This is a genomic window from Variovorax sp. S12S4 (assembly GCF_023195515.1).
Classification (GTDB): domain Bacteria; phylum Pseudomonadota; class Gammaproteobacteria; order Burkholderiales; family Burkholderiaceae_C; genus Variovorax.
This window is the reverse complement of the sequence record NZ_JALPKR020000002.1, coordinates 3106962-3129524: the sequence shown is the minus strand read 5'-3', so window position 1 is coordinate 3129524 and position 22563 is coordinate 3106962. Positions and strand designations below refer to the sequence as shown.

The following is a 22563-nucleotide window of genomic DNA, read 5'->3' as shown; positions in this document are numbered from 1 at the left end:
TCTCAATGGGCGGCGAAGGTCACGCGGTCGGGCACGGGCTTGAACTCGCCCTTGCTGCTCCACCAGGGCATGAGCAGGAAGAAACCGAAGTAGAAAAGCGTGCCGATCTGCGAGATGGTCTGCGCGATGTCGAGCGCGAACGAACCGATGACCAGGTTGCCCCAGACGCCGGGCGCCTGGATGCCCAGGTAGCCCAGGATCAGGAAGAGGAACACGAAGACGCCGTAGACATACTTGTGCCAGCCCGGACGATAGCGGATCGACTTGACTTCGCTCTTGTCCAGCCAGGGCAGGAAGAACAGGATGATGACCGAGCCGCCCATCACGACCACGCCCCAGAACTTGGCGTCGAACGCCTTGAGCAGGAAGATCGCCACGGCCGCCACCACGACGACCGCGATTTTCAGCGCGGTGCCCGACTTGCCCTTGACGAAGTTCAGGATGGCGGCCAAGCCGATGATCAGCGCGAAAACGTTGACCATGTCGTCGGTGGTTGCACGCAGCATCGAATAGAACGGCGTGAAGTACCAGACCGGCGCAATGTGGTTGGGCGTCTTGAGCGAATCGGCCGGAATGAAGTTGTTGTACTCCAGGAAGTACCCACCTGCTTCGGGCGCGAAGAACACCACGGCCGAGAAGATCGTGAGGAACACCACTACGCCGAAGATGTCGTGCACCGTGTAGTACGGGTGCGACGGAATGCCGTCGAGCGGATGGCCATCAGGGCCGCGCTTGGCCTTGATCTCGATGCCGTCGGGGTTGTTGGAACCCACTTCGTGCAGCGCGATGAGGTGAGCCACCACAAGGCCGAGCAGCACCAGCGGCACGGCGATCACGTGGAAGCTGAAGAAGCGGTTGAGCGTGGCGTCGCTCACCACGTAGTCGCCGCGGATCAGCAGGGCCAGGTCAGGACCGATGAACGGGATGGCGGCGAACAGGTTCACGATCACCTGGGCGCCCCAGTAGCTCATCTGGCCCCACGGCAGCAGGTAACCCATGAAGGCTTCGGCCATCAGGCACAGGAAGATCGCGCAGCCGAACACCCAGATCAGCTCGCGCGGCTTGCGGTAGCTGCCGTACATGAGGCCGCGGAACATGTGCAGGTACACCACGATGAAGAACGCCGAGGCGCCCGTCGAGTGGATGTAGCGGATGAGCCAGCCCCAGGGCACGTCGCGCATGATGTACTCGACCGATGCGAACGCCTGGTTCGCGTCGGGCTTGTAGTGCATCACCAGGAAGATGCCGGTCACGATCTGGATCACGAGGACCAGCATCGCGAGCGAGCCGAAGATGTACCAGAAGTTGAAGTTCTTCGGCGCGTAGTACTTGCCCCACTGGTCGTTCCAGAGCTTGGTCAGCGGGAAGCGGTTGTCGACCCAGTTGAGCAGCTTCTCGCCGGCGGGCGCGTTGGGGGAAATTTCGTGGAATTCAGCCATGTTCTTCTTCTGCCTCAGGCCTTCTTGGAGTCTTCGCCGATGAGCAACTTGGTGTCCGACACGTACATGTGCGGGGGCACCGGCAGGTTGTCAGGCGCGGGCTTGTTCTTGAAGACGCGGCCGGCCAAGTCGAAGGTCGAGCCATGGCAAGGGCACAGGAACCCGCCTTCCCAGTCGTTCGGCAGCGAAGGCTGCGGACCGGCCTGGAGCCGGTCGACCGGCGAACAGCCGAGGTGGGTGCAGATGCCCACGACCACCAGCACGTCGGGCTTGATGGAGCGGTGCTGGTTTTGCGCGTATTCGGGGGTGAACTCGTCGGGGTGCCGCTTGGAGAGCGGATCGGCCAGCTGGCCGTCGAGCTTGGCGAGCTCGGCAACCTGCTCGGGCGAGCGCTTGAGAATCCAGACGGGCTTGCCGCGCCATTCGACGGTGATCTTCTCACCGACCTTGAGGCCCGCAATGTCCACCTCGACCGCAGCGCCCGCGGCCTTGGCCTTTTCGGAGGGCTGGAAAGTACTCACGAAGGGAATCGCGGTGGCCACGCCTCCCGCTACGCCGGCACAGCTGGATGCGATTAACCACGTCCGCTTGCTTGTGTCGATCCGGGGGGAGCCGGAGGTCATGTCACTCATGGGGATCCTCTAAGTCTTCTTCGCTGGAGCAGGGTCAACCGGCGATTGTAGCGGGCTGTTGCGGGCATATTCAACGCCGCCAGGCCCGAGCACGTGCGAATGCGTCGCCGGCGGGCGCTCTGGAAGATCGACTAAGAACAATTAATTAGTATTTATTTGCAACTTATTTAGACGACATTTCGTCACAACGATTTGCACCGGCAAATGGTTGCAAAAGGCTAAATTAGTTGCGGCACACTTCGCTAGCTGCTAATCTTCTCTCAACTGTTAATCGTCAATTGAGAGGATGTTTGCCATGAGAATTAAGCCATTGGTGTTCGCAACCGCCATTGCAGCCTTGAGCATTTCTTCGGCTCTGGCGCAAGCCCCGACCCCGACGCCTCCCGTTCAAACGCCCGGCCCGCAGCCGGCCAGCGCTACCGGCGCAACCAATTCCGCATTCGGCCGCATTACCGCCGGACAGGCTGGCGGCATCGCAGCCAGCGTCGGCCTGGCAGCTGCCGTGGCCAGTGGCAACGGCGGCAACAGCGGTGGCGGCAGCGGCACCGGCGGTACGGGCGGCACCGGCACAGGTACCACCGGCACGAATTGATCGTGCGGGCCCTCCTGACGGGAGGGCATTCGCTGAAAAGTCCGCGCGTTGGCCACGCCACGCGACTTGTTGAATGCTGTCTTTTGGCGGCATTTCTTTTGGGCGTTGGCGGCTGTTCTTCCGGATCTTCTGCCATGCTGGCAACGGCACGGCATATATATAGCGGCGCGCCTTCGGCGCCCCCGCCCGCCTTTAATCCCAATTACCGCTATTTGCGCGTAGCCACCGGCGACCAGACGGTGTTCATGGTGCTCGGCTATATAGACAAGCGCCCTGAAGGCGCGGTCGAAGTCTGGTACAGCGGCAGCGGCGAGGTCGTCAGGCTGCTCGATGGACGCCTGGTGGGAACCACCGGTCTTTCCACCGATTGGCGGGAGGTGCGGTTTTCGGGCCTGCCCGCCTGGACTGCCGATGCGAGCAGCCCGCCTTCCGCGAAAGCCTACCAACGCCAGCGCGACATGATGCCGGGCTACCGTTTCGGTATTCGGGACGAGATCGTGCTGGCGCCGATTGCCGCACCGCAGCAAGTCGCCTTGGCTGGCACGCCCGCTGCTTCCCTGCGCTGGTACGAGGAGCGCAGCGTTTCCCGGCCGGCAAGCGCCTCGCTGCCCCCCGCGCGCTTCGGCGTTTCGCAAGCGGGCGGCACCCCTCGGGTCGTTTATTCCGAGCAATGTATTTCCAATGATCTGTGTATGAGCTTCGAGCAGTGGACGCCTTCTTCCCCAGCACCCGTCGCAGCGGCGAGCGCTGGTACATGAGCCGTTTGCTTCTTCGTGGCTCCGGCAGAAAACCCTGGCCTCTTCGCGCGGTGGTGGCCTGCGCGCTCGCGGCCAGTTGCGCCGCGGCGGCCCAGCCCCTGGGCAGCGGCCCCGTCGACAACAAGACGCCGGCCAACGACGCCGACATTCGCCCGGGCGAGCGGCTGAGTGCGTGGCTGCTGCGGCAGCCGACGGAATCGGCCGCCCCTGGCTTGTCATGGCGCGTTCCACAGGAGCGGCTGGCGCAGCAGTTCCTGAAGAACCAGGTGCTGCTGCGGCTCGAGGCCGCCAGGCGGCGCGCCCCCGGGCCGAACACGCCCAGCGCCAGCAGCTGATCGCATGGCTGCAGAACCTTCCCGTCACGGGCCGGGTTGCGCTCGGCATCGTGGACCCGCGCTGGCTCGAGGCGCACCCCGAAGAAGACCCGGTGCTCACGGCCGGGCAGCAGCTCATTGCGCCTCCGCCGGTCCTGAACACCATTTCGGTGGTGCAGCCCGACGGGCGGCTCTGCCAGGTGGCGCACGAACCCGGCCGCACGGCATGGGACTACGTGGCGGCCTGCGATCCCGAAGGCAAGCACGACTGGGCCTGGGTGGCGCAGCCCGACGGCCGCACCGCGCGTGTCGGCATGGCAAAGTGGAATGCGCATCCGTCGGACGAGCCGGCGCCCGGCGCCTGGGTATGGGCGGCGCCCCGCGGCAAGGACGACCTGGAGGCAGTTTCCGAGGGGATGATCAAGTTCTTGGCCACGCAGGGACCATCGCCGCAGGGGCCTGCCGTGGCAGGAGCTCCGGCTACGGCTACGCCCCCAGCGGTTGCCGCATCTGATGTGGCGGCACCTGCGGCCATTCCCATTCCATTGGCGGCAGAGCCCTCTCCCCCGGCCACCCCCTTCCAGCCCACCACGGTTTCGGTGCGCCCCGAGGCGGCACCGCAGTACCGCCCGCTGCAGCCCAGCGGCAATGACTGGGGCGAAACCGGCTTGCTGCAGACGCCCTCGGCCCGCATGGGCCAGACGGGCGACATGCGCACCTCCATCACGCATGTCTCGCCCTATACGCGATTGAACGTGATGTTCCAGCCGCTCGACTGGCTGGAAGCCGGCTTCCGCTACACGTCCATCGGCAACCGCATCTACGGCATCGGCCTGAGCAACCAGGACTACAAGGACAAGAGCATCGACTTCAAGGCGCGGCTGTGGAAAGAGTCGGCCTACCTCCCCGAGGTGGCGCTGGGCTTTCGCGACATCGGCGGTACCGGTCTCTTTTCGTCCGAGTACCTGGTGGCGAGCAAGCGCCACGGCGACCTGGATTTCAGCCTCGGCATCGGCTGGGGCTACATGGGGAGCAGCGGCAACATCAGCAATCCCTTCGGCTTGCTGAGCAGCCGCTTCAAGACCCGCGTGAGCGAGACGACATGGGGCGGCGCCAACTTCGGCCGGCTCTTTCGCGGCCCTACCGCGCTCTTCGGCGGCGTGCAGTGGCGCACGCCCTGGGACCCGCTGACGCTCAAGCTCGAGTTCGAAGGCAACAACTACAAGAACGAGCCGCTCAACAACGACCAGCCGCGGCGCTCGCCGATCAATATCGGCCTGGAATACCGCTACGCCCCCGGCGTGACCTTCTCGGCCGGCCTGGAGCGCGGCAACAAGGTGATGGTGGGCCTCACGCTGCAAACCAACCTGGCGAACATGCAGATGCCCAAGACGGCGGACCCGCCGGCGCCGCGCTTTTCGCCGACACCGCCCGCCACGTCGCCAGGCTGGGCGGCCACCGCGGCCGATATCGAAAGCCGCACCGAGTGGACCGTCCAGCGCATTGCGCCGCAGGGCCAGATGCTGCACGTGTGGATCACAGAAAGCGCCACCGTGTACCGCAACGCGCGCGTCGAGCAGATCATTGCCGTGCTGCACCGCGACGCGCCGGGCACCATCAAGAACTTCGTCCTGCACTACTCGGAACGCGGCTTGCCCATGCATGCGCAAGTGGTCGACCGGAACGAATGGGTCACGGCGCACTACCAGGCGCAAACGCCGAGCGAAGCGCGTGCGGCCAGCCAGCGCGACTATGCGCCCCCGCCCATCGGCGCCGACTTCCAGCCGGCCAACATTTCGAATGCCAATGCGGCCATCGCATCGCGGGACGCGCCCGGCATTGCGGACGACAACAAGGCGCTCGCGCCGTGGGAGCGCCGCACCCCCAAGTTCAGCATCGGCCTGACACCCAGCCTCGGCCAGATCCTGGGCGGCCCCAATGCGTTCGTGCTCTACCAGATCGGCGTGCAGGCGGTTGCCGAATACCGCTTCACGCCAAGCACGTGGGTGAACGGTGCGCTGAACCTGCGCCTGCTCGACAACTTCGACAAGTTCACCTACACGGCGCCCAGCAACCTGCCCCGCGTGCGAACCCTGCAGCGCGAGTTCGTCACGGCCAAGCGTCTGACCATGCCGGTGCTGCAGCTGACGCACGTCGGCCGGCTTACGGACAACCAGTACTACAGCGTGTACGGCGGTGCGCTGGAAAGCATGTACGCGGGCGTCGGCGCGGAATGGCTCTATCGGCCATGGCGCAGCCGCATGGCCATCGGCATCGACTTCAACCATGTGCGGCAACGCGACTTCGACCAGGACTTCGGCCTGCGCGACTACAAGGTCAACACCGGCCACGCCACCCTCTACTGGGACACCGGCTGGAACGGCGTCCTGGCCAAGATCAGCGCGGGCCAGTACCTGGCGGGCGACCGCGGGGTCACCATCGACATCAGCCGCCGCTTCGACAACGGCGTGGTGCTCGGCGCCTACGCCACCAAGACCAACATCTCGGCAAGGCAGTTCGGCGAAGGCAGCTTCGACAAGGGCATCTACATCTCGGTGCCCTTCGATGCGCTGCTGCCGCGCTCGAACAAGTTCACCGCCAACTTCGCATGGGCACCGCTGGTGCGCGACGGCGGTGCGCGCCTGGGCCGCATCCACCCGCTGTACGAAATGACGTCCGCGCGCGACCCGAGCGCATTCAAGTTCGGCCCGCCGGACAGCGGTGCCCCGGGCACTGGCGACAACATCCTGAAGTTCGAACGGCGCTAGGGCTCGCGCCCTTTCGCCCCTTCTGTCCCTTGCGCCCCTTGCGTCGCCAGGTTCAGCGAGCCTGCGGCGCAGCGGGGGCGCGCATGATGAAGAACAGCCAGGCCATCATTGCGACCGCCATGCAGGCAAAGCCCAGCGTCATGGCGTTGATGGTCTGGATGTAGGAGATCGGGGGCTTGGCCATGAGCATGCACGCCGCGAACACCAGCGCACCGAAGATAGAGCACCACAAGAGAGCGCCAGGGCGGCCAGCGGCCCTGAAGCCGGTCCGCAGGCACATCGTGAGGCCGAAGATTGCGGGCGCGTAGAAAAACGGCGAAAAATCCATTCCACCGTAGTTCTTGCCGAAGGCCAGCACCACCAGATGAGGCCCCAGCAGGCCCAGCAATACGCCGCCGATTTCCGCCACCACGAATCCGAAGGCGACGAACTTGATGAACAGGCGAAAAGCGTCTTTCCGATGGTCGGATTTCCAGTTGGTCGCCAGCTTCGGCAGGATGTAGTAGCCCAGCGCAAGCAGCACGTACTGCATGGGCAGCAAGAAGGTGATGTAGATCTTCAGCAAGCCGCCCTGCGCCGAATCGGCCGAAGAACCCAGCAGCAAGATGGCGCCGCCCGTCATGATCCAGCTCATGAGCTGCGACAGGCTCGCCTTCCAACCATAGGCCGACGCCTCCTTGAGGGTCAGCGTCTGCGCATTGGCCGGCGCCGGCAGGGGCGCAATCACGTTTTTCAGGCTGCCTGCGATCAGGAGCGAGAACGGCAGCTGGATGACGGCAATCCATAGAAGGGCCTGCGTCCAGGAAGCGGGCTTCAGGCCGATCAGCACCGCCACATAGCCGATGCTGATCAGGACGCCCGATATGCAGAGCACCGCGAACCGGCGCCCGACGAGCAGGATGCTGCGAGAAATCCAGAAGATCTCGTAGCCGATGATCAATGCCACGCCGGCCCAGTTCAGCGGCCCCGGAAACCCGGTGAACTGCCACACCAGAAAGCCGGCAATGGACACCGCGGCAACCAGCGCCCAGCTCCACCAGGCGGCCGAGCGACTTGCGTAGTAGCGCTTGATCAACAGCGGCTCATGCACCACCGCCGTATGCAGGATGTACTGGAAGCTGACGATTGCGAGAAAAGCCGAAGCAATGCCGAAGTCCGAAGGCGACAACGCCCGCGCCAACGCAAAGCTCAGCAGCAGTTGGCTCGCGCTATAGATGCACTGGTCTGCAACTGCATAGATCGGACCTCCCAGGCGTTTTCGGATTCCCGCGAACGACGCCATTCACTAGTCCGACAGCGAGAACAGAACCGGATAAGTGGTTGCCTTCACGGCAAAGCCCCCTTCGACCGGACTGCCGCAGCTCCCGTGGCGCACCTGCGGAAAGAAGTCGACGCGCGTGCACTTCTTTCCCTTGTCGGCCGCCATCAGAACGTTCTGCTCCGAGCTTTGCGTCCACACCACATGCAGCAATGAATTTCCGCGACTCAGCACCAGCTTGTTCAGGCCGGAGGCGTTGTCGTAAGAAACCTTTCTGGAGTTTCTGGCGATCTTGAGGAATTCAGAAAGACTGGAGAAGGCTTCCTTCTTCTCGCCCCCTTTGGACTTGAGCCCGAAGTTGTCTTCTCTCGAAACCACGGAGGTTCCGCGGTCCTTCCATGCATAGAGATTCAAGAGCTTGATGCCGGCGGCCACATTGGTCAGGTACTCGCGCAAGATCAGCGAGGCCTGTGCATTGCGGTCACGCACCGGCAGGTAGGACGCATAACCCCACTCCGAAGCAACAATGCCGACCTTGCCGAGTTGCATCTGGTCGAGCTTTGTGCGCAGCTTTCCGTAGTCGGCAACCGCCGTTTCAGGCACCGAGCGGTATGGATGGATCGATACGTCCGTCAGGCAGTTGGCCTTGGCTCCCGAGACGAAAGCGTTTTCGAGTTGAGGCGGAACCTGCCCCTGGTTGAAGGGAAGCTTCGCAAAACCGAAGCCCATGACGATCTTCGGCGGGTTCTTCAACTGCGCGATGCTGCGGCAAAACTCGGCCGTGGCAGTTTCAAAGTTCGAGAAAAGCGCCGGGTTCAGAAAGGTCTTGTGGTCGGGCTCGTTCCACAGCTCCCACACCGCCACGTCGGCGGCGTGTGCGTTCATGAATTCGGCCGCAAAGTTCGCGAACAGCTTTTCCTTCTGCCCACCGGCCTGCTGGTCCGACGAATCGTGCCCCCAGATCTCCCTGCCGCCGAACAGCGTCACGATGGCTTCGAGCCTGGCATTGCGTACGCGCCGGATCAGCTTCGAGTAATCGATCATTGCGGGGTTGACGCTTTTCAGCGGCGGCCGCACGCCGAACCGGACGAACTCGAATCCCGCCGCCCTGATTTCGTTCAGGTCTTCGTCCGATATGTCGCCCGGATCGATCTGCACGCTCAGCGCGGTCGGATATTCGGTGCTCAGCTCGCTGACGCCCCGCGCCTGTGCCGGGAGCGAGATTGCGGCAAGCATCATCACCGCACAGAAGAGCCTGACGATTCCAACCATGGATGAAGATCTCATCAAAGTACCGACTCCTTGTAGAGATCGACGATGGCCGAGTTCATTCGGTCGGCGGTGTATTTTTCTTCGAAGATCTTTCGCCCGTTCTGCCCCATTCGCACCAGGTCTTCATTCGGGATCTGATCGATTTCGCGCAGCATTTCGTCCAGGCGATCGAGCGGAAACAGCCGTCCGTTTTTCGTGTCTTCGACAATGTCGACCAGCCCGCCGACGGCGGAGGCAAAAACCGGCTTGCCTCGTGCCATTGCCTCCACAGCGACAAAGCCGAAGCCTTCCCATCTCGAGGGCACGATGACCGCGTCGCAAGACCGGTATGCGGCGTCGAGTTCGTCCTTTTCGAGCCAACCCTTGAACTCGATCTCATCGGAATGGGCCAGGGAAAGATCGTTTCGAACAGCGCCGCCGACGATGGCCAGCTTGAATCTTGGCCGCACGCGGGCATAGGAATCGAGCAGCAGGTCAATGCCCTTCTGCCGGTCGAGCCGACCCACGAACAAGATTTGTCTTTGCCGCGGCGAAACTTCTTCCGGGGCAGCAACCTGTTCATGACCCAGCGCCGCGGGTGTGATTCCGTTCGGAATGCACCTGCATCGCTTGATGCCGAATTTTTCGGCGATGCGCAGCTCATGGTCGCTGATGCAGATGATCGCGTCGGTCCAATACGAAAGCAGCCATTCGGCCCAGCGATAGATCGACTTCTTGTACGAAGGGCCGATCTGGTCGAATGCCCAACCGTGCGAGCAATAGACGATCTTTGTCTCTTGCGGCACCTGGCCGAGCAGCGCCATGGCGCGCACCACCCCGCCGGCAATCGAACTGTGGAGATGAAGAACCGAGGGCCGCTCGGTCCGGATGATCTTCCTGACTTCCGCGGCGTAGCTCGCAAGCGCCAAGGGGCTGCGCGCCGTGGGCACCACGTGGGTGTCTTGTGAACTGAGCCACTCCACCGGTCCGGGCAAGACGAACTTCGCCTGGGTGATCACGGGGGAGTTCTGCTGAAAGCCGGAAACCATCCGCAGATAGGTTTCCAGCCCGCCCTTGAGGGTTTCGGCAATGTGCAATATTTTCATGGCCTGCGCAGTCAGATCAAGGCATGAATTCCGGCCACCACCTCGCCCCTGAGCAGATCGAGTGTTTGCCGGTCCGGAGTCTTTTCGTTCAGAACGCCCAACACCGAGGCTTCGAGTTTTTCCACGCGAGGCGACAGGTCGAAGAGATAGCGTTTTCGCTTCGTCAACTCGAAGAAGGATTCGACCTTCTTGTCCCAATTCATTCCAATCGACGGAATGTTCAGGCTGTAGGCCACGATGTTTGCGTGCAGCCGGTGCGCCACGATGCACGAGCAAGCGCTGATCAATGAAACGAGTTCATCTGGATGCCGCGGAACCAGGAAGCTGGATTTCGGCGCGTTCGATTCCGCAGAAATCTCGTTCAGGATCTTGTTGTCTTCAGACGCGCCATTGGTGAAATACAGCACCCGCTTTCCCTCCGCCCGCAGCGATTCGGCGAGCGTTGAAAAGAACCTGGCCGACTCCGTCGAGTTGGCGTTCGCGTATTCGGAGTTCATGACCAGCGCGTCGAGGCTGCTCACGCAAATGCCGATGTCCCAGTTCTTCTCCGGCGAAAGTTCTTCGGAGAACGCATCGGCACAAACCAGCGCGGGATCGGGAACCACCCTGATGCTTCCCCTCGGAATTCCGAAATGGGTATGCAGGTTGTTTGCCGATTCCTTGTCGCGCGTAGCGTAGAAAACCGGTCTCGCATTGCTGATGAAGCGCTTGACGAGGAAGCGGCCCAGAAACGACCACCGGGCCGTGACCCCGACCGACACCACCACCACCCGTTTTCCGCGCAGAAGCCGGCTCAGGAGAAAAAGCTTCGCCGGAAAATTGAGCGCCACGTCGCAAAACAGCTGACCGCCTCCAATGACGATCAGGTCCGCATCGCTGATGGCGGCTTTCCAGTTCTTTCGCCAGACCAGAAAGTAGCCCTTGAGGCAGTAAAGAAAAACGATCAGCGACCGAAGCAGGGAAGGCAGCTTTGCGAAAAGCCGGAAAGCGCCCCCACCTCGCAGGTTTTCTTCCTCGAAGCCCACCCGGCCGGCAATGTCCAGAAACTCGACGCTCGCCCGCGGGTACTTCATTCCCGCGATGTGGGCCAACGATGCCGCGATCACCCCGTCTCCCAGGTTGTCGCTGAACGGCACCGCACAAATCAGGATCTTTTTCATCTTTGAATGAGCGTCACCGAGAACCGTGGCCTACAGCCACCACCCAGATGGTCCTGATGAAAATGCCGATATCCCTTCCCACGGAGAGCGTCTCGACATAGGTGACGTCCAGCGCCACGCGTTTTTTGTAGCTCAGCTGATTGCGGCCGCTCACTTGCCACAGGCCCGTGATTCCGGGCCGCACGGCGCAATAGAACGACCAGTCGGCGCCATAGAGGCCCTTCTGATCGAGCATGCAGGGCCGGGGGCCGACCAGGCTCATGTCTCCAACCAGCACATTCCAGAACTGCGGCAATTCGTCCAGGCTAGTCTTGCGGATGAACTTGCCGAAGCGGGTAATGCGGGGATCGTTCTCGAGCTTTTGATAGTCGTCCCATTGCTGGCGCGCCACGGGATCGTTCTTGAGGTGCTCCTCGAGGATCTGGGCGGAGTTGGGCAGCATGGAGCGGAACTTGTAGAACTTGAACACGCGCCCTCCCCGTCCATAACGCGGCTGCGAATAAAGAACGGGAGCTCCGGAACTCAGAAAAACGCCAATGGCAAGCAAGACGTAAAGCCAGCCGAAAGCGGTAAAAAGAAAAGAGATGCGGCAATATCCACCGCTCTTTTGGCAATGCGCAGCATGGCCGGGTGATTGACCCTTTCCCACGCCGTGTCCGAGAATTCGGAATGCATTTCTTCGCTGCTGGGCGCGGTCAATTCCTCCGAACGGAAATTGGTCATAGGAATGCCCCGTTCTCACATTTGCAGCGGAGGCAAGTTTTTAGCTTAAGAACTCTCATTTCTGGAGCACCTTTCGTCTTACAAGCAAATGCTTGCCCCTAGCGGGTCGGTGATAAGTTGCGGCTCGGGCTTCAGACCCGATACGGTCCGGCCCGGGAGCCTTGAAGGACGCTGCGCAACAAATACCATTGCGCAATCCAAGCGACTCAACCACGTAATACAAAAGAACGAAGTACTTAGCCCTAGGCCTTTGTTATTAGGTTTTGGGCAAAGGCACCAATCTAGTGCTTCGAGTGATAAATTCCACACTCTGGCCTAATTTTCACAGATATAGCGTGGCCAACTAGGTGGTATCCCTGTTGTTTTTATATTTATAGTGTATGTAACGGTAACCGCCATATTTGTAGCTGCTGCTACCGGCGTGGCGCCGCGATAAGTCCATAGCATTCAAAATAACGCCATTGGCTGAACAGCCCGCGTGCGCCAATCTCCGGACACTCTCGTTCAATTCGCCCAGCTGGGTTTTCTCGGCGCGGGCCACCAGCAGCAGCGAGCCTGCGAGCGGTGCCACCGAAGCCGTGTCGGCAGCCACCAACACCGGCGCCGTATCGATGATCACCAGGTCATAGCTTGGCGACAGTTTTTCCAAAAGTTGCGAAAAAGAGTCGCTCAGGAGCAATTCGGCGGGGTTGGGCGGAAGCACCCCGGTCGTTATCACGTCCAGATTCGGCAGAACCGACGGACGAACCGCTTTTTCGAGGCTCAATGTGCCCGCGATCAATTCGGATAAACCGGAAGATCGAGACATTGAGAAGAATTGATTAACCCGGCCCTTGCGCAAATCGGCATCGACCAGGAGAACCTTTTTGCCCGACGCGGCGGTAATTGCCGCGAAATTGACGGAAACAAAAGTCTTCCCGACCCCGGGCGTCGCACCCGAGATGAGCAGGCGGTTGTTGGGCGCCTCCAGCATGGCGAACTGCAGGGCGGTTCGCAGGCTGCGCAGGCTCTCCACCGCGGGGTCTTCCGAATGCTGCAGCGCCAGGATGTGCAAGCCGGGCGCCTTGTTCTCGATGCTTCGGTCGATCATCCGCTGGGCGCCGCTCAGGGGAATGCTGCTGTAGACGCTGAGCCCGGTGTGCATTTCGATCTCGCTCGGATTGCGGATGCCGCCGAAGAACGAGTTCCTTGCAATGGCGGCCGCCACGCCGGCCATCAGCCCCAAGAGCAATGCCAGGGCGAGGATCAACGGCCTCTTGGGCCAGACGGGCTCTTCCGGAATGATGGCGTCGTCCAGCAGGCGCACGTTGCCGACCTTGCCTTCCTTGGCCAGCCGCATCTGCAGCGAACTGTTGAGCAGCGACACATAGAGGTCGGTGTTGACCTTGATGTCGCGCTGCATCTGCACGGTGTTCTGCTGCAGCAGCGGCATCTTGCGGATGCGCGAATCGACCGAGGCGATTTCGCCCTTCCACGCCGAGATTTGCGTGTCCAGTGTCTGGATGCTCGGATGCTTGTCCGTGAAGCGCGCGGAGAGCTCGCGCCGCTTCTGCTGCGCTTCGAGCAACCTGGATTGCAGATCGACCGTCTGCGTCAGGGCATTCTTTGCCTCGTCGTCCAGGCTGACGGTGCCGTTCTCGTTCCTGTAGCGGTTGTAGAGGTCTTCGGATTGCTCGAGCTGCTTCTTGAACTGGGGCAGCGCGGTATCGAGAAAGCCCAATGTCTTTTCGGCTTCGGCAGCCTTGCGCTCGATGTTCTGGCGCACATAAAGGCGGCCGATCTCGTTGAGCAGCTGCGTCAGCTTTTCAGGGCTCGGGTGCTTCCAGCTGACGTCGATCACGCCCGACTGCTTGCCCTTTTCAACGACCTTGAGGCCGTCCTGCAGCGACAGCAGCGTCAGCTGCTTCGAGAACCGGACCAGCCGGAACTGGGCCCCGGGCTTGGCGCTGACGGAGCTGACCAGGAGCCGCAAGCTGCCGCCCGGAAGATTCGCAACCAGCGGGGTTCCGATGGCGCCCTGGAGCGGGGTCTCGATGCCGGGGTGGGCCAGCTCGTAGCGGTTGTCGGCTTGTACAGTCAGAGAGAACTGTTGCTCTTCGAGATCGGCCGGCACGTCGAACTGGGGAACGACGATCTTCTCGGTGCCGGTCACGTAACCCGACAGGCCCATGAAGCCGGGGTTCGAAAGATCGGTGGCGCGCCGCGAAAGCCAGCTGCCCACCACGGGCGCATAGCGGGGCTGCGCGCTGATGTAGAGCTTGGTGTTTTCCACCGCCTGCGCCAGGATGGCGCGCGACTTGATGATCTCGATTTCGCCCGCGGCGGGGGTCTTCACGCTCAGCAACGAAGACGCTGCGTCGCCCAGGAAGCTGCCCGCCGAGTTGCCGGAGTCTTCCACCTGCACCGCCACATTGGCTTCGTACATGGGCTTGCCGAAGAAGGCATAGGCAACGCCGAGGAACAAGGCCGCCGCGGTCACGATGGCGATGAGCCAGCGGTTGTCCACGAGGATGTCGAGGTACTCGACGAGGTTGATTCCTTCGCCCTCTTCTTCCAGCGCTGGCATCGGCAGGGCGGCTTGCTGGGGTGCGTTCATGTCGGTTGCTGCTCGGGTTTTGTAATTTTCAGAATGCGATCGATCCAGGTCCTGGCGCCCACGTCGATGAGGGCCAGGGCATGCTCGAAGGCCGCCTCGTCTTTCCGGTAGGGGTCGGGCACGTCCTGCTTGGCGGCCTCTGCAATGCGAAAGACCTTGCCGCGCACGAACGGGTAGGTCGCTTCGAGGTAGCGGCGCTGCTCCATGTCCATCACCAGGATCAGGTCGGCCTGGCGGCACAGCAACTGGCTCACCTGCTGCGCGACGTGAGCCGAGATGTCGATGCCGCGCGCCTGCATGAGCCTTTGCGCCATGGCATCGGCCGGCTTGCCGACCAGCGCGCCCGTACCGGCCGACACCACCCGGAGGTGCGGCAGCCCGGCGGCCAGGAGGCCTTCCGCCATGGGGCTTCGGCAGATGTTGCCGATGCAGACGGTCAGGATGGATTTCATCTGTGGCGGCTCCAGACCTCGTCGCCGGCGTTGATGACTTGCGCCGCGGGCAGGATCAGGCTGGCCAGGCGGTTCCAGGTCACGAGCGGCACGGAATCGATGTAGACCACGTCGCGCGGCTGCAGCGGGAAGCGCTCGGCCAGTGCCAGCGCAGCCGGGTTCTTCGCATTCAGGTGGAAGATGGCCGGCAAGCCCCTGGCGTTGTTGCGAATGACGTAGACCTGCCCGGTGTTGGCGGAAGCCAGGTTGGGGCCGCCGGCCTCGCCCAGCGCTTCGTTCAAGCTGAGCCGCCCGTTGTGCATGAGCAGGGCCGAGGGACGCGAGATTTCGCCCATCACGAACACCTTGCTCTCGTCGCGGTGCCGCACCTGGATCACGTCGCCGTTGCGCAGCGGAATCTGGCTTGCGTCGGCGCCCAGGTCCTGGAGGTTCGTGAGGTTGATGAGCGTGGACTTGCCGCCGCGCTGCAGCGTAACGAGTGAACGGTCGCCGTTCGCGGTGATGCCGCCGGCACGGCTGATGGCCTCGGCCAGCGTCATCGGCACGTCGGTGAAGATCTGCAGCCCCGGGTTCCGCACCTCGCCTTCGACGAAGGCGCGGCGGCTTCTGAAGGACTGGATGCGCACCGTCACCTGCGGATCGCGGATGTAGGCCGCAATGCGCTTGGCAATGAGATCGGAAGCCTCGATTTCGGTCAGCCCCTGGAGCTTGACGCGCCCGATGTAGGGAAAGGTGATCTGCCCGTCCGCGCCGACGATGAAGCCGGGCGCCACGCTGATGCCCGTGGGGTCGGCCTGCTGCGTGATGACCGCGCCCGCGTTGGGCAGCAGTTCCGGATGGTCGTACACGATCACGCCCACGACGTCGCCGGGCCCGATGGTGTAGACCGGCGCCTCGCCGAAAAGCGCCTTCACCTCGGACGGTACGGCCGTAGGCTGCGCCTCGGCCATCGCGCGGATGAGCGCGGGTGAAATCGAGGTGATGACCCCATCCGGTGCGCCGTCGGCCGGCAGGTACTGGAATTCCGGGGGCAGGCTCTGGTCGGCCTCGTAGGCGGACACAGAACTGAAGCCCGGTGCGCAACCCTGCAGCAATAACGCGCCGACTAGGGCTAAACCCCACCCTGACGGGTGCACGTAGCGTGTCAAATTGATCCCCATTGCACAAATTGGTTTTTTCGACATTCCGTGATTCATATGCAAGGCCCGAGCCCAATCCGCATTTGGCCTCGACCTTTTTGTCACGGTTCGTGAAAGCGAGCCTTCGCGTTGTCGTCAGGCGCGCCGGCCGAATTGTCGCTGCCCGCGCATCCCCTGTTTTCCGTTGAATAGACGAAAAAACTGTGTCTATCTGTGGAATATCCCGAGGCTGCGCAGGGGAATGTTCGACCGCAATGCCGAAGGGCCGTGTTTCATTGGGGAATGAAGACCTTCGTGGGACATGCAAAGCCGCTGCGCGCGGTTTGCAAATGTGAACTATCAATTAACCCATTGACGGCATCAATTGTGGCATTCAAGCGACAATTGATGCGTATTGGCCGATCGTCTAAAAGGTTTGCTCTTTTGTAAGCACCTGTGAATTCCCTACGGGCGCGCGGGCGGGTTGGCGGCCACGCAGAAGATCGCTGCGCCTGTAGGGGCGCTCGATGCCCGCCATCCAGGCGGCAACGGATTCCAGCGCGTACTGAGTGGGCGCGGGCCGCCCCACGATGACGAAAAGCAACAGCGGCACCACGACACCCGCTGCGAGCCAGCCAGGCGTTCGCAACGAGACGATGGTCAGCCTGTCGCGCTGCAACCAGAGAAAGCTTGCGCTCACAACCGTGCCGAGCACAACGCCTGTCACTACTTCTGCGGTGGAGTGCACTTCAAGCGCCAGCCGCGACACTCCGACAGCGACGCCCCACGCCCATCCCGCAATGGCCGCCGCAATGCGCAAGAACGGTGCAAACCGCAGGGCCGCCAGCCAAAAAACAACTGTCCACACGCTCGTTGCCAATGCGGTATGGCCGCTAAAGCCTGTGAAATCGAAACGTGCGCTGCCAATGCCCCAGCCCAGAAAAGCCAGCTTGGACAGCATCACGGCAAGGCCGCATCCCCCAAATAGGAGCGCCCAATGCACCGCGGCGGGACGCGTGCTGCGGTCGACCGCCAACCAAATTGCAATCCACAATGCGGCGGGCAATAGAAAGCCGCTGTCACCCAATCCGGTGACCATTAACCAAAAACTATTCATCGATTTGAAATGGAATTGCGCCCTGTCGGTGCGGTGGCTCGGTGATTTGATTCGTTATCATTAAAGCCAGCCATCCGCCGGGGAACTCTTTCGAACTACAGCCATGTGTCGATCGAGTTCCAGGCGGGCCGATTGTTCCACAGGCATACTCGCGGCATCTTCAACACCGGTGCGCCCCAGCACATCGAAATCATGAGCATCCTCAGTGAATTCAAGGAATTTGCCGTCAAGGGCAATGTCGTCGATCTCGCGGTGGGCGTGATCATCGGCGCGGCGTTCGGCAAGATCGTCGACTCGCTGGTCAGCGACATCATCATGCCGGTGGTCGGGCTGGTGTTCGGCAAGCTCGATTTCTCCAATTTGTACCTGGTGCTGGGTTCCGTCCCTGCGGGCGTGGCCAACAACCTGGCCGACCTGAAGAAAGCCGGCGTGCCGGTGCTGGCCTATGGCAACTTCATCACCATTGCGGTCAATTTCGTCATCCTTGCCTTCATCATCTTCATGATGGTCAAGCAGATCAACAAGCTGCGCAAGCACCATGCCGAGGCGCCCGCGGCCCCGGTGGCGCCGCCGGAAGACATTGCCCTGCTGCGCGAGATTCGCGACAGCCTGAAGAATCGCCCTTAGCCGCTCGTCAGCGTCCTGGCCATGCGCAACGCCTCGACGAGGCTCGAGGCGTCGGCCAGGCCCTTGCCCGCAATGTCGAACGCGGTGCCGTGGTCCGGGCTGGTGCGCACCAGCGGCAGGCCCAGCGTCACGTTCACGCCCTTTTCCACGCCCAGGTACTTGACCGGAATCAGCCCCTGGTCGTGGTACATCGCCACCACCACATCGAACTCGCCGCTCCCGGACACGCCGGCCTTGGCCCGCGCGCGCATGAAGACGGTGTCGGGCGCATGCGGACCGCCGGCGTCGATGCCCTCGGCACGCGCGGCCGCAATGGCGGGCGCAATGATGTCGCGCTCTTCGCTGCCGAAGAGGCCGCCCTCACCCGCATGCGGATTGAGGCCGGCCACGCCGATGCGCGGCGCCCGCCCGAGCATGCGGTGCAAGGCACGGTGGGTGATGCGCAGCGTTTCCAGCACATTGCCGAAGCTCACCGCGGTGATGGCGTCGCGCAGCGACATGTGAATGCTGACGAGCACAGTGCGCAGGTCGTCGTTGGCCAGCATCATGCGCACCGGCATGCCGTCCACGGCAACGCCCGCATGCGCGGCGGCCTCGGCCTGCAGCAGCTCGGTATGGCCCGGGTAAGGAAAGCCGGCCGCGGCCAGTGCTTCCTTGTGCAGCGGCGCTGTCACTATGGCCGCGATGTCGCCCCGCAATGCCGCCCGCGCGGCCCAGACCACGCACTCGCCCGCGACGCGCCCGGCTTCGGCGCTGATTTGCCCGCGCACGATGTGCGCGGGCTGCGCCACCACCTGCAGCACGGGAATGCAGCCCGGCGGCACGGCGGCCGCCTCGGCCGGGTGCTCGATTTCCGCCACCGGCCATGCCGGCTGCCCCGGCAGCGCCAGGGCCTGGGACGCACGGCGCATGGTGCCCACGTCGCCGGCCACGAAGGCGCCGCGCGCGGCGTCAGGCGCCTGGCGGAATGCCTTGACGATGATTTCCGGGCCAATGCCCGCGGGGTCGCCGAGCGTCACCGCCAAGGGTGCGCCGGCAGCAGCAGGAGCCTTGCCGTTCATGCGGGGTTGTCGATGTCGATGAACTCGTGCTTCAGCCCGAGTTGGGCCGCCACATGGGCCGCTACGGCCTGCGCGCCATAGCGCTCGGTGGCATGGTGCCCGCAAGCCAGGAAGGCGACGCCCATCTCGCGTGCATAGTGGGCCTGGGGTTCGGAGATCTCGCCGGTGATGAAAGCATCGGCCCCGGCGGCAATGGCAGCCTCGAAATAGCCTTGCGCACCGCCCGTGCACCACGCGATGTTCTTGATGGCTTTGTGGGCGGTGTCCACCAGCGTGACGGGCCGCTTGAGAACCTTTTCTGCGTGCGCCGCGAGTTCCTTGGCGCTGGCAAAGCTCTCGCCGTTTTCGCGCGCGCCCAGAAAACCGAGTTCCTGCTCGCCAAAGCGCCCGGTGGAGCCGGCATGCGCAAGCAGGCCGAGCTGCAGGCCCAGCTGGGCGTTGTTGCCGAGCTCGGGGTGCGCGTCGAGCGGGAGGTGGTACGCAAAGAGGTTGACGTCATCGCCGAGCAAGAGGCCGAGGCGCTGCTTCATCCAGCCGGTCACGCAGCTGTCCTGGCCGCGCCAGAACAGGCCGTGGTGAACGAAGATGGCGTCGGCCTCGGCGTGAATGGCGGCTTCGATCAGCGCGCGGCTCGCCGTGACGCCGGAGACGATTTTCCGCACCACGGTGCGGCCCTCGACCTGCAGGCCGTTCGGCCCGTAGTCCTTGAAGCGCGAAGGCGCAAGAAGCAGGTCGAAGGCGTGCAGCAGTTCGTGGCGGGTGGTGCTCATCGCGACATTGTCGCGCTCCCGCCTCCATCGCGCATGGCATGGCCGCGTGCCGCCAGGGGCCACAGCGCCAGCAGGAAACCCAGCCCGGCGAGCACTGCAACGTAGTGCGCCGGGGCCATGGCGTCGTGCTGGAGCCAGACGGTCAGGATCACCGGCGTCAGACCGCCGAACACGGCGTACGACATGTTGTAGGCAAACGAAAGGCCGGTGAAGCGCACCGGCGCCGGGAACGCGCGCACGCCGGCAATCGGCACCGTGGCAATGGTGCCCACGAAGAGGCCCACCAGGCCGTAGTGCCAGAAGAGCGTGGCCGGCGTACCCGGCAGCCCCGTGTAGAACAGGTACGCGGTCGCGAACAATCCGCCCCAGCCGACGAGCATGACCGCGCGCGTGCCGATGCGGTCGCAGGCCCAGCCGACCAGCACGCAGCCGATGGTCAGGGTCAGCGTGGCCAGCGCGTTGGCTTCGAGTGCCAGCGCGGCCGGAATGTGATGCACCTTCTGCAGGTAGGTGGGCGTGTACAGCACCACCACGACGATGGCGGCCGACAGCACCCAGGTCAGCAGGCCCACATAGATGCTTGCCGCGCGGTGCTCGCGCAGCACCGTGCGCAGCGGCAACTCGCGCGCAACGGTCTTGCGGTCCGCCAGTTCCTTGAAGACCGGTGTCTCGTGCAGGAAACGGCGCAGGTACACCGAGACGAGCCCGAACACGCCGCCCAGCACAAAGGGAATGCGCCACGCAAAGTCGCTCACCTCCGCGGGCAGGTAGTAGCGGTTGATGCCCACCGCAACCAGCGAGCCGAGCAGGATGCCGCCGGTGATGCCCGAGGTCAGCGTGCCGATGCCGAAGCCATAGCGCTGCGCCGGCACGTGCTCGCCGACGAACACCCATGCGCCGGGCATTTCGCCGCCGATGGCCGCGCCCTGCAGGACACGCATGGCCAGCAGCAGCAAGGGTGCGGCAATGCCGATGCTGGCATAGGTGGGCAACAGGCCGATGACCAGCGTGGGCGCCGCCATCAGGAAGATCGACAGCGTGAACATGCGCTTGCGGCCAAGCAGGTCGCCGAAATGCGCAATGACGATGCCGCCCACTGGCCGGGCCAGGTAGCCGGCGGCAAAGATGCCGAAGGTTTGCAGCTGCCGCAGCCAGTCGGGCATGTCGGCCGGAAAGAAAAGCGCCCCCAGCACGGTGGCAAAGAAAACGTAGATGACGAAGTCGTAGAACTCCAGCGTTCCGCCAAGAGCGGACAGGGCAAGGGTCTTGTAGTCGCGGGAGTCGAGCGTGCGGGCCGGAACCGGCCGGGTGCCGTCCGGAGAAAGGGCTTGAGAAGTCATGGCTGGCAGGGAAGTCGTTGCCGCACGCAGGACCGCCAGGGATTGAAAGCGGAAAGGCAGCGCGCCGGCGAAACACCTGGCCGCGTGCGCCGGGTGGGCGTGGCGGAAGGCCGGAATCCGGAGCCGTGTGGGCTCGCTTCGCGATGCTAAGGGTTATCCCGTATTGGCGCCTGAGGCCTGCGCCAATCTCGACCGGCCGGCGCGGTTTTCCGGCGGCCGGGGGTTGAGGGACAATCGAGCCTGTAGCGCCGCACCGGACGGCGTGCTTACCCGCTAACAAATTTCATGAAACGCACCTGGCTGCTCTTTGCCCAAGCCGTGACCGTCCTCCTGGCGGCCTATTTTGTTGTTGCGACCCTCAAGCCCGAGTGGATCAACCGGCGCTCCACCTCGCTCGGCGGCGTGGTCTCGATCGTCGAGGCACCGGCCGGTGCGCCGGCGGTTGCGCCCGCGGGCAGCCTGAGCGCGGCGGCCAAGAAGGCTTCTCCGGCGGTGGTGAGCATCAACACCAGCAAGGCGGCGCAACGCCATCCGCGCAGCAACGACCCGTGGTTCCGGTTTTTCTTCGGTGACCAGGGCGACCAGCCCCAGGTGGGGCTGGGCAGCGGCGTCATCGTGAGCTCCGAGGGCTACATCCTCACCAACAACCACGTGGTCGAGGGCGCGGACGAGATCGAGATCACGCTCAACGACAGCCGCCACACGCGCGCCAAGGTGATCGGCACCGACCCCGACACCGACCTTGCCGTGCTCAAGATCGAAATGGACAAGCTGCCCGCCATCGTGCTGGGCAACTCGGACGACCTGCAGGTGGGCGACCAGGTGCTGGCCATCGGCAATCCCTTCGGCGTGGGCCAGACGGTGACCAGCGGCATCGTCTCGGCGCTGGGGCGCAACCAGCTCGGCATCAACAACTTCGAGAACTTCATCCAGACCGACGCGGCCATCAACCCCGGCAATTCGGGCGGTGCGCTGATCGACGTCAACGGCAACCTGCAGGGCGTCAACACCGCCATCTATTCGCGCTCGGGCGGCAGCATGGGCATCGGCTTCGCCATTCCGGTGTCCATGGCGAAGATCGTGCTCGAAGGCATCGTGAAGGAAGGCCAGGTGCGCCGCGGCTGGATCGGCGTCGAGCCGAACGAGCTTTCGCCCGAACTGGCCGAGACCTTCGGCGTGAAGGCCGATACCGGCGTCATCATCACCGGCGTGCTCCAGAACGGGCCCGCGGCCAAGGCCGGCATCCGCCCCGGCGACGTGATCACTTCGGTCGGGGAAAAGAAGACCGACAACGTGCAGGCCCTGCTGACCGCCGTGGCCGGCCTGAAGCCGGGCAGCACCGCACGCTTTGCGCTGCAGCGCGGCACTGACAAGATGGAACTGGACGTGACGCCGGGCCTGCGGCCCAAGAGCCCCGTTCGGCAAATGCCCAACCAGCCCGAGTAGCCGCCGAGGCGCCGAGGCGCCGGAACCGAATAGCG

At 63.4% G+C, this 22563-nt stretch carries 19 protein-coding genes and 1 pseudogene; 5 read left to right on the top strand and 15 right to left on the bottom strand.

Going from position 1 to position 22563, the window contains the following annotated elements:
• Nucleotides 1-2: 2 nt before the first annotated feature.
• Both M0765_RS15410 and petA read right to left on the bottom strand, forming a co-directional pair.
• On the bottom strand, nucleotides 3-1439 hold the full coding sequence (locus M0765_RS15410; protein ID WP_258504444.1) for a cytochrome b: 1437 nt from the start codon (nucleotides 1437-1439) through the stop codon (nucleotides 3-5).
• Between the two features lie 14 nt (nucleotides 1440-1453).
• Complete coding sequence (gene petA, locus M0765_RS15405) at nucleotides 1454-2071, bottom strand: ubiquinol-cytochrome c reductase iron-sulfur subunit (protein ID WP_258504443.1); 618 nt, start codon at nucleotides 2069-2071, stop codon at nucleotides 1454-1456.
• 295 nt (nucleotides 2072-2366) lie between these two features.
• On the opposite strand from petA, the gene M0765_RS15400 reads away from it, so the two are divergent.
• The 3 genes and pseudogenes from M0765_RS15400 (at nucleotide 2367) to M0765_RS15385 (ending at nucleotide 6503) form a co-directional block, all read left to right on the top strand.
• Nucleotides 2367-2663 (top strand): hypothetical protein, encoded by a 297-nt coding sequence (locus M0765_RS15400; protein WP_258504442.1) that lies wholly within the window; start codon nucleotides 2367-2369, stop codon nucleotides 2661-2663.
• A 134-nt stretch (nucleotides 2664-2797) separates the two neighbouring features.
• Nucleotides 2798-3421: a YjbF family lipoprotein gene (locus tag M0765_RS15395; RefSeq protein WP_258504441.1), complete on the top strand. Its 624-nt coding sequence runs from the start codon at nucleotides 2798-2800 to the stop codon at nucleotides 3419-3421.
• Nucleotides 3418-6503 (top strand): annotated as a pseudogene (locus M0765_RS15385) (YjbH domain-containing protein). Before M0765_RS15395 ends, M0765_RS15385 begins: the two are co-directional and overlap by 4 nt.
• Before the next feature lie 52 nt (nucleotides 6504-6555).
• Here M0765_RS15385 and M0765_RS15380 read toward each other — a convergent pair.
• The 10 genes from M0765_RS15380 to M0765_RS15335 all read right to left on the bottom strand — a co-directional run bounded on the left by M0765_RS15380 (nucleotide 6556) and on the right by M0765_RS15335 (nucleotide 17284).
• Nucleotides 6556-7785, bottom strand: coding sequence for a lipopolysaccharide biosynthesis protein (locus M0765_RS15380; RefSeq protein ID WP_258504438.1), 1230 nt, complete (start codon nucleotides 7783-7785; stop codon nucleotides 6556-6558).
• Between the two features lie 3 nt (nucleotides 7786-7788).
• On the bottom strand, nucleotides 7789-9048 hold the full coding sequence (locus M0765_RS15375; protein WP_258504437.1) for a hypothetical protein: 1260 nt from the start codon (nucleotides 9046-9048) through the stop codon (nucleotides 7789-7791).
• Entirely contained in the window at nucleotides 9048-10061 is a 1014-nt protein-coding gene (locus tag M0765_RS15370) for a glycosyltransferase (protein ID WP_258508279.1), read from the bottom strand. Before M0765_RS15370 ends, M0765_RS15375 begins: the two co-directional genes overlap by 1 nt.
• Before the next feature lie 68 nt (nucleotides 10062-10129).
• Nucleotides 10130-11278: a polysaccharide pyruvyl transferase family protein gene (locus tag M0765_RS15365; protein ID WP_258504436.1), complete on the bottom strand. Its 1149-nt coding sequence runs from the start codon at nucleotides 11276-11278 to the stop codon at nucleotides 10130-10132.
• Nucleotides 11279-11291: 13 nt separating this feature from the next.
• Nucleotides 11292-11825 (bottom strand): sugar transferase, encoded by a 534-nt coding sequence (locus M0765_RS15360; RefSeq protein ID WP_258504435.1) that lies wholly within the window; start codon nucleotides 11823-11825, stop codon nucleotides 11292-11294.
• Nucleotides 11801-12001 carry a hypothetical protein gene (locus M0765_RS15355; RefSeq protein WP_258504434.1) on the bottom strand — a complete coding sequence of 67 codons (201 nt, stop codon included), beginning with the start codon at nucleotides 11999-12001 and terminating at the stop codon, nucleotides 11801-11803. Before M0765_RS15355 ends, M0765_RS15360 begins: the two co-directional genes overlap by 25 nt.
• Before the next feature lie 343 nt (nucleotides 12002-12344).
• Complete coding sequence (locus tag M0765_RS15350) at nucleotides 12345-14597, bottom strand: polysaccharide biosynthesis tyrosine autokinase (RefSeq protein WP_258504433.1); 2253 nt, start codon at nucleotides 14595-14597, stop codon at nucleotides 12345-12347.
• Entirely contained in the window at nucleotides 14594-15049 is a 456-nt protein-coding gene (locus M0765_RS15345; RefSeq protein ID WP_258504432.1) for a low molecular weight protein-tyrosine-phosphatase, read from the bottom strand. Before M0765_RS15345 ends, M0765_RS15350 begins: the two co-directional genes overlap by 4 nt.
• The gene (locus M0765_RS15340; protein WP_258504431.1) at nucleotides 15046-16209 is read right to left on the bottom strand and encodes a polysaccharide biosynthesis/export family protein; all 1164 of its coding nucleotides are present in this window, start codon (nucleotides 16207-16209) and stop codon (nucleotides 15046-15048) included. The genes M0765_RS15345 and M0765_RS15340 overlap by 4 nt, the downstream gene beginning before the upstream one ends.
• Nucleotides 16210-16594: 385 nt before the next feature.
• The gene (locus M0765_RS15335) at nucleotides 16595-17284 is read right to left on the bottom strand and encodes a phosphatase PAP2 family protein (RefSeq protein ID WP_258504430.1); all 690 of its coding nucleotides are present in this window, start codon (nucleotides 17282-17284) and stop codon (nucleotides 16595-16597) included.
• A gap of 192 nt (nucleotides 17285-17476) precedes the next feature.
• On the opposite strand from M0765_RS15335, the gene mscL reads away from it, so the two are divergent.
• Nucleotides 17477-17911, top strand: coding sequence for a large conductance mechanosensitive channel protein MscL (gene mscL / locus M0765_RS15330; protein ID WP_258504429.1), 435 nt, complete (start codon nucleotides 17477-17479; stop codon nucleotides 17909-17911).
• On the opposite strand, the gene pdxA is transcribed toward mscL, so the two are convergent.
• The 3 genes from pdxA to M0765_RS15315 are packed head-to-tail and all read right to left on the bottom strand — an operon-like array spanning nucleotide 17908 to nucleotide 21082.
• A complete protein-coding gene (gene pdxA, locus M0765_RS15325) occupies nucleotides 17908-18972 on the bottom strand; it encodes a 4-hydroxythreonine-4-phosphate dehydrogenase PdxA (protein ID WP_258504428.1) in 1065 nt (354 codons plus the stop codon). The genes mscL and pdxA overlap by 4 nt on opposite strands.
• Nucleotides 18969-19742 (bottom strand): Nif3-like dinuclear metal center hexameric protein, encoded by a 774-nt coding sequence (locus M0765_RS15320; protein WP_258504427.1) that lies wholly within the window; start codon nucleotides 19740-19742, stop codon nucleotides 18969-18971. The genes pdxA and M0765_RS15320 overlap by 4 nt, the downstream gene beginning before the upstream one ends.
• Complete coding sequence (locus tag M0765_RS15315; RefSeq protein ID WP_258504426.1) at nucleotides 19739-21082, bottom strand: MFS transporter; 1344 nt, start codon at nucleotides 21080-21082, stop codon at nucleotides 19739-19741. The genes M0765_RS15320 and M0765_RS15315 overlap by 4 nt, the downstream gene beginning before the upstream one ends.
• A gap of 285 nt (nucleotides 21083-21367) precedes the next feature.
• On the opposite strand from M0765_RS15315, the gene M0765_RS15310 reads away from it, so the two are divergent.
• Nucleotides 21368-22528 (top strand): S1C family serine protease, encoded by a 1161-nt coding sequence (locus tag M0765_RS15310; protein WP_258504425.1) that lies wholly within the window; start codon nucleotides 21368-21370, stop codon nucleotides 22526-22528.
• Nucleotides 22529-22563: the final 35 nt, after the last annotated feature.

Coding starts and splice junctions, on each gene's coding strand:
- M0765_RS15410 (WP_258504444.1), bottom strand. CDS start 1,439: ATGGCTGAATTCCACGAAATTTCCCCCAACGCGCCCGCCGGCGAGAAG.
- petA (WP_258504443.1), bottom strand. CDS start 2,071: ATGAGTGACATGACCTCCGGCTCCCCCCGGATCGACACAAGCAAGCGG.
- M0765_RS15400 (WP_258504442.1), top strand. CDS start 2,367: ATGAGAATTAAGCCATTGGTGTTCGCAACCGCCATTGCAGCCTTGAGC.
- M0765_RS15395 (WP_258504441.1), top strand. CDS start 2,798: ATGCTGGCAACGGCACGGCATATATATAGCGGCGCGCCTTCGGCGCCC.
- M0765_RS15380 (WP_258504438.1), bottom strand. CDS start 7,785: ATGGCGTCGTTCGCGGGAATCCGAAAACGCCTGGGAGGTCCGATCTAT.
- M0765_RS15375 (WP_258504437.1), bottom strand. CDS start 9,048: ATGAGATCTTCATCCATGGTTGGAATCGTCAGGCTCTTCTGTGCGGTG.
- M0765_RS15370 (WP_258508279.1), bottom strand. CDS start 10,061: ATGGTTTCCGGCTTTCAGCAGAACTCCCCCGTGATCACCCAGGCGAAG.
- M0765_RS15365 (WP_258504436.1), bottom strand. CDS start 11,278: ATGAAAAAGATCCTGATTTGTGCGGTGCCGTTCAGCGACAACCTGGGA.
- M0765_RS15355 (WP_258504434.1), bottom strand. CDS start 12,001: ATGACCAATTTCCGTTCGGAGGAATTGACCGCGCCCAGCAGCGAAGAA.
- M0765_RS15350 (WP_258504433.1), bottom strand. CDS start 14,597: ATGAACGCACCCCAGCAAGCCGCCCTGCCGATGCCAGCGCTGGAAGAA.
- M0765_RS15345 (WP_258504432.1), bottom strand. CDS start 15,049: ATGAAATCCATCCTGACCGTCTGCATCGGCAACATCTGCCGAAGCCCC.
- M0765_RS15340 (WP_258504431.1), bottom strand. CDS start 16,209: ATGGGGATCAATTTGACACGCTACGTGCACCCGTCAGGGTGGGGTTTA.
- M0765_RS15335 (WP_258504430.1), bottom strand. CDS start 17,284: ATGAATAGTTTTTGGTTAATGGTCACCGGATTGGGTGACAGCGGCTTT.
- mscL (WP_258504429.1), top strand. CDS start 17,477: ATGAGCATCCTCAGTGAATTCAAGGAATTTGCCGTCAAGGGCAATGTC.
- pdxA (WP_258504428.1), bottom strand. CDS start 18,972: ATGAACGGCAAGGCTCCTGCTGCTGCCGGCGCACCCTTGGCGGTGACG.
- M0765_RS15320 (WP_258504427.1), bottom strand. CDS start 19,742: ATGAGCACCACCCGCCACGAACTGCTGCACGCCTTCGACCTGCTTCTT.
- M0765_RS15315 (WP_258504426.1), bottom strand. CDS start 21,082: ATGACTTCTCAAGCCCTTTCTCCGGACGGCACCCGGCCGGTTCCGGCC.
- M0765_RS15310 (WP_258504425.1), top strand. CDS start 21,368: ATGAAACGCACCTGGCTGCTCTTTGCCCAAGCCGTGACCGTCCTCCTG.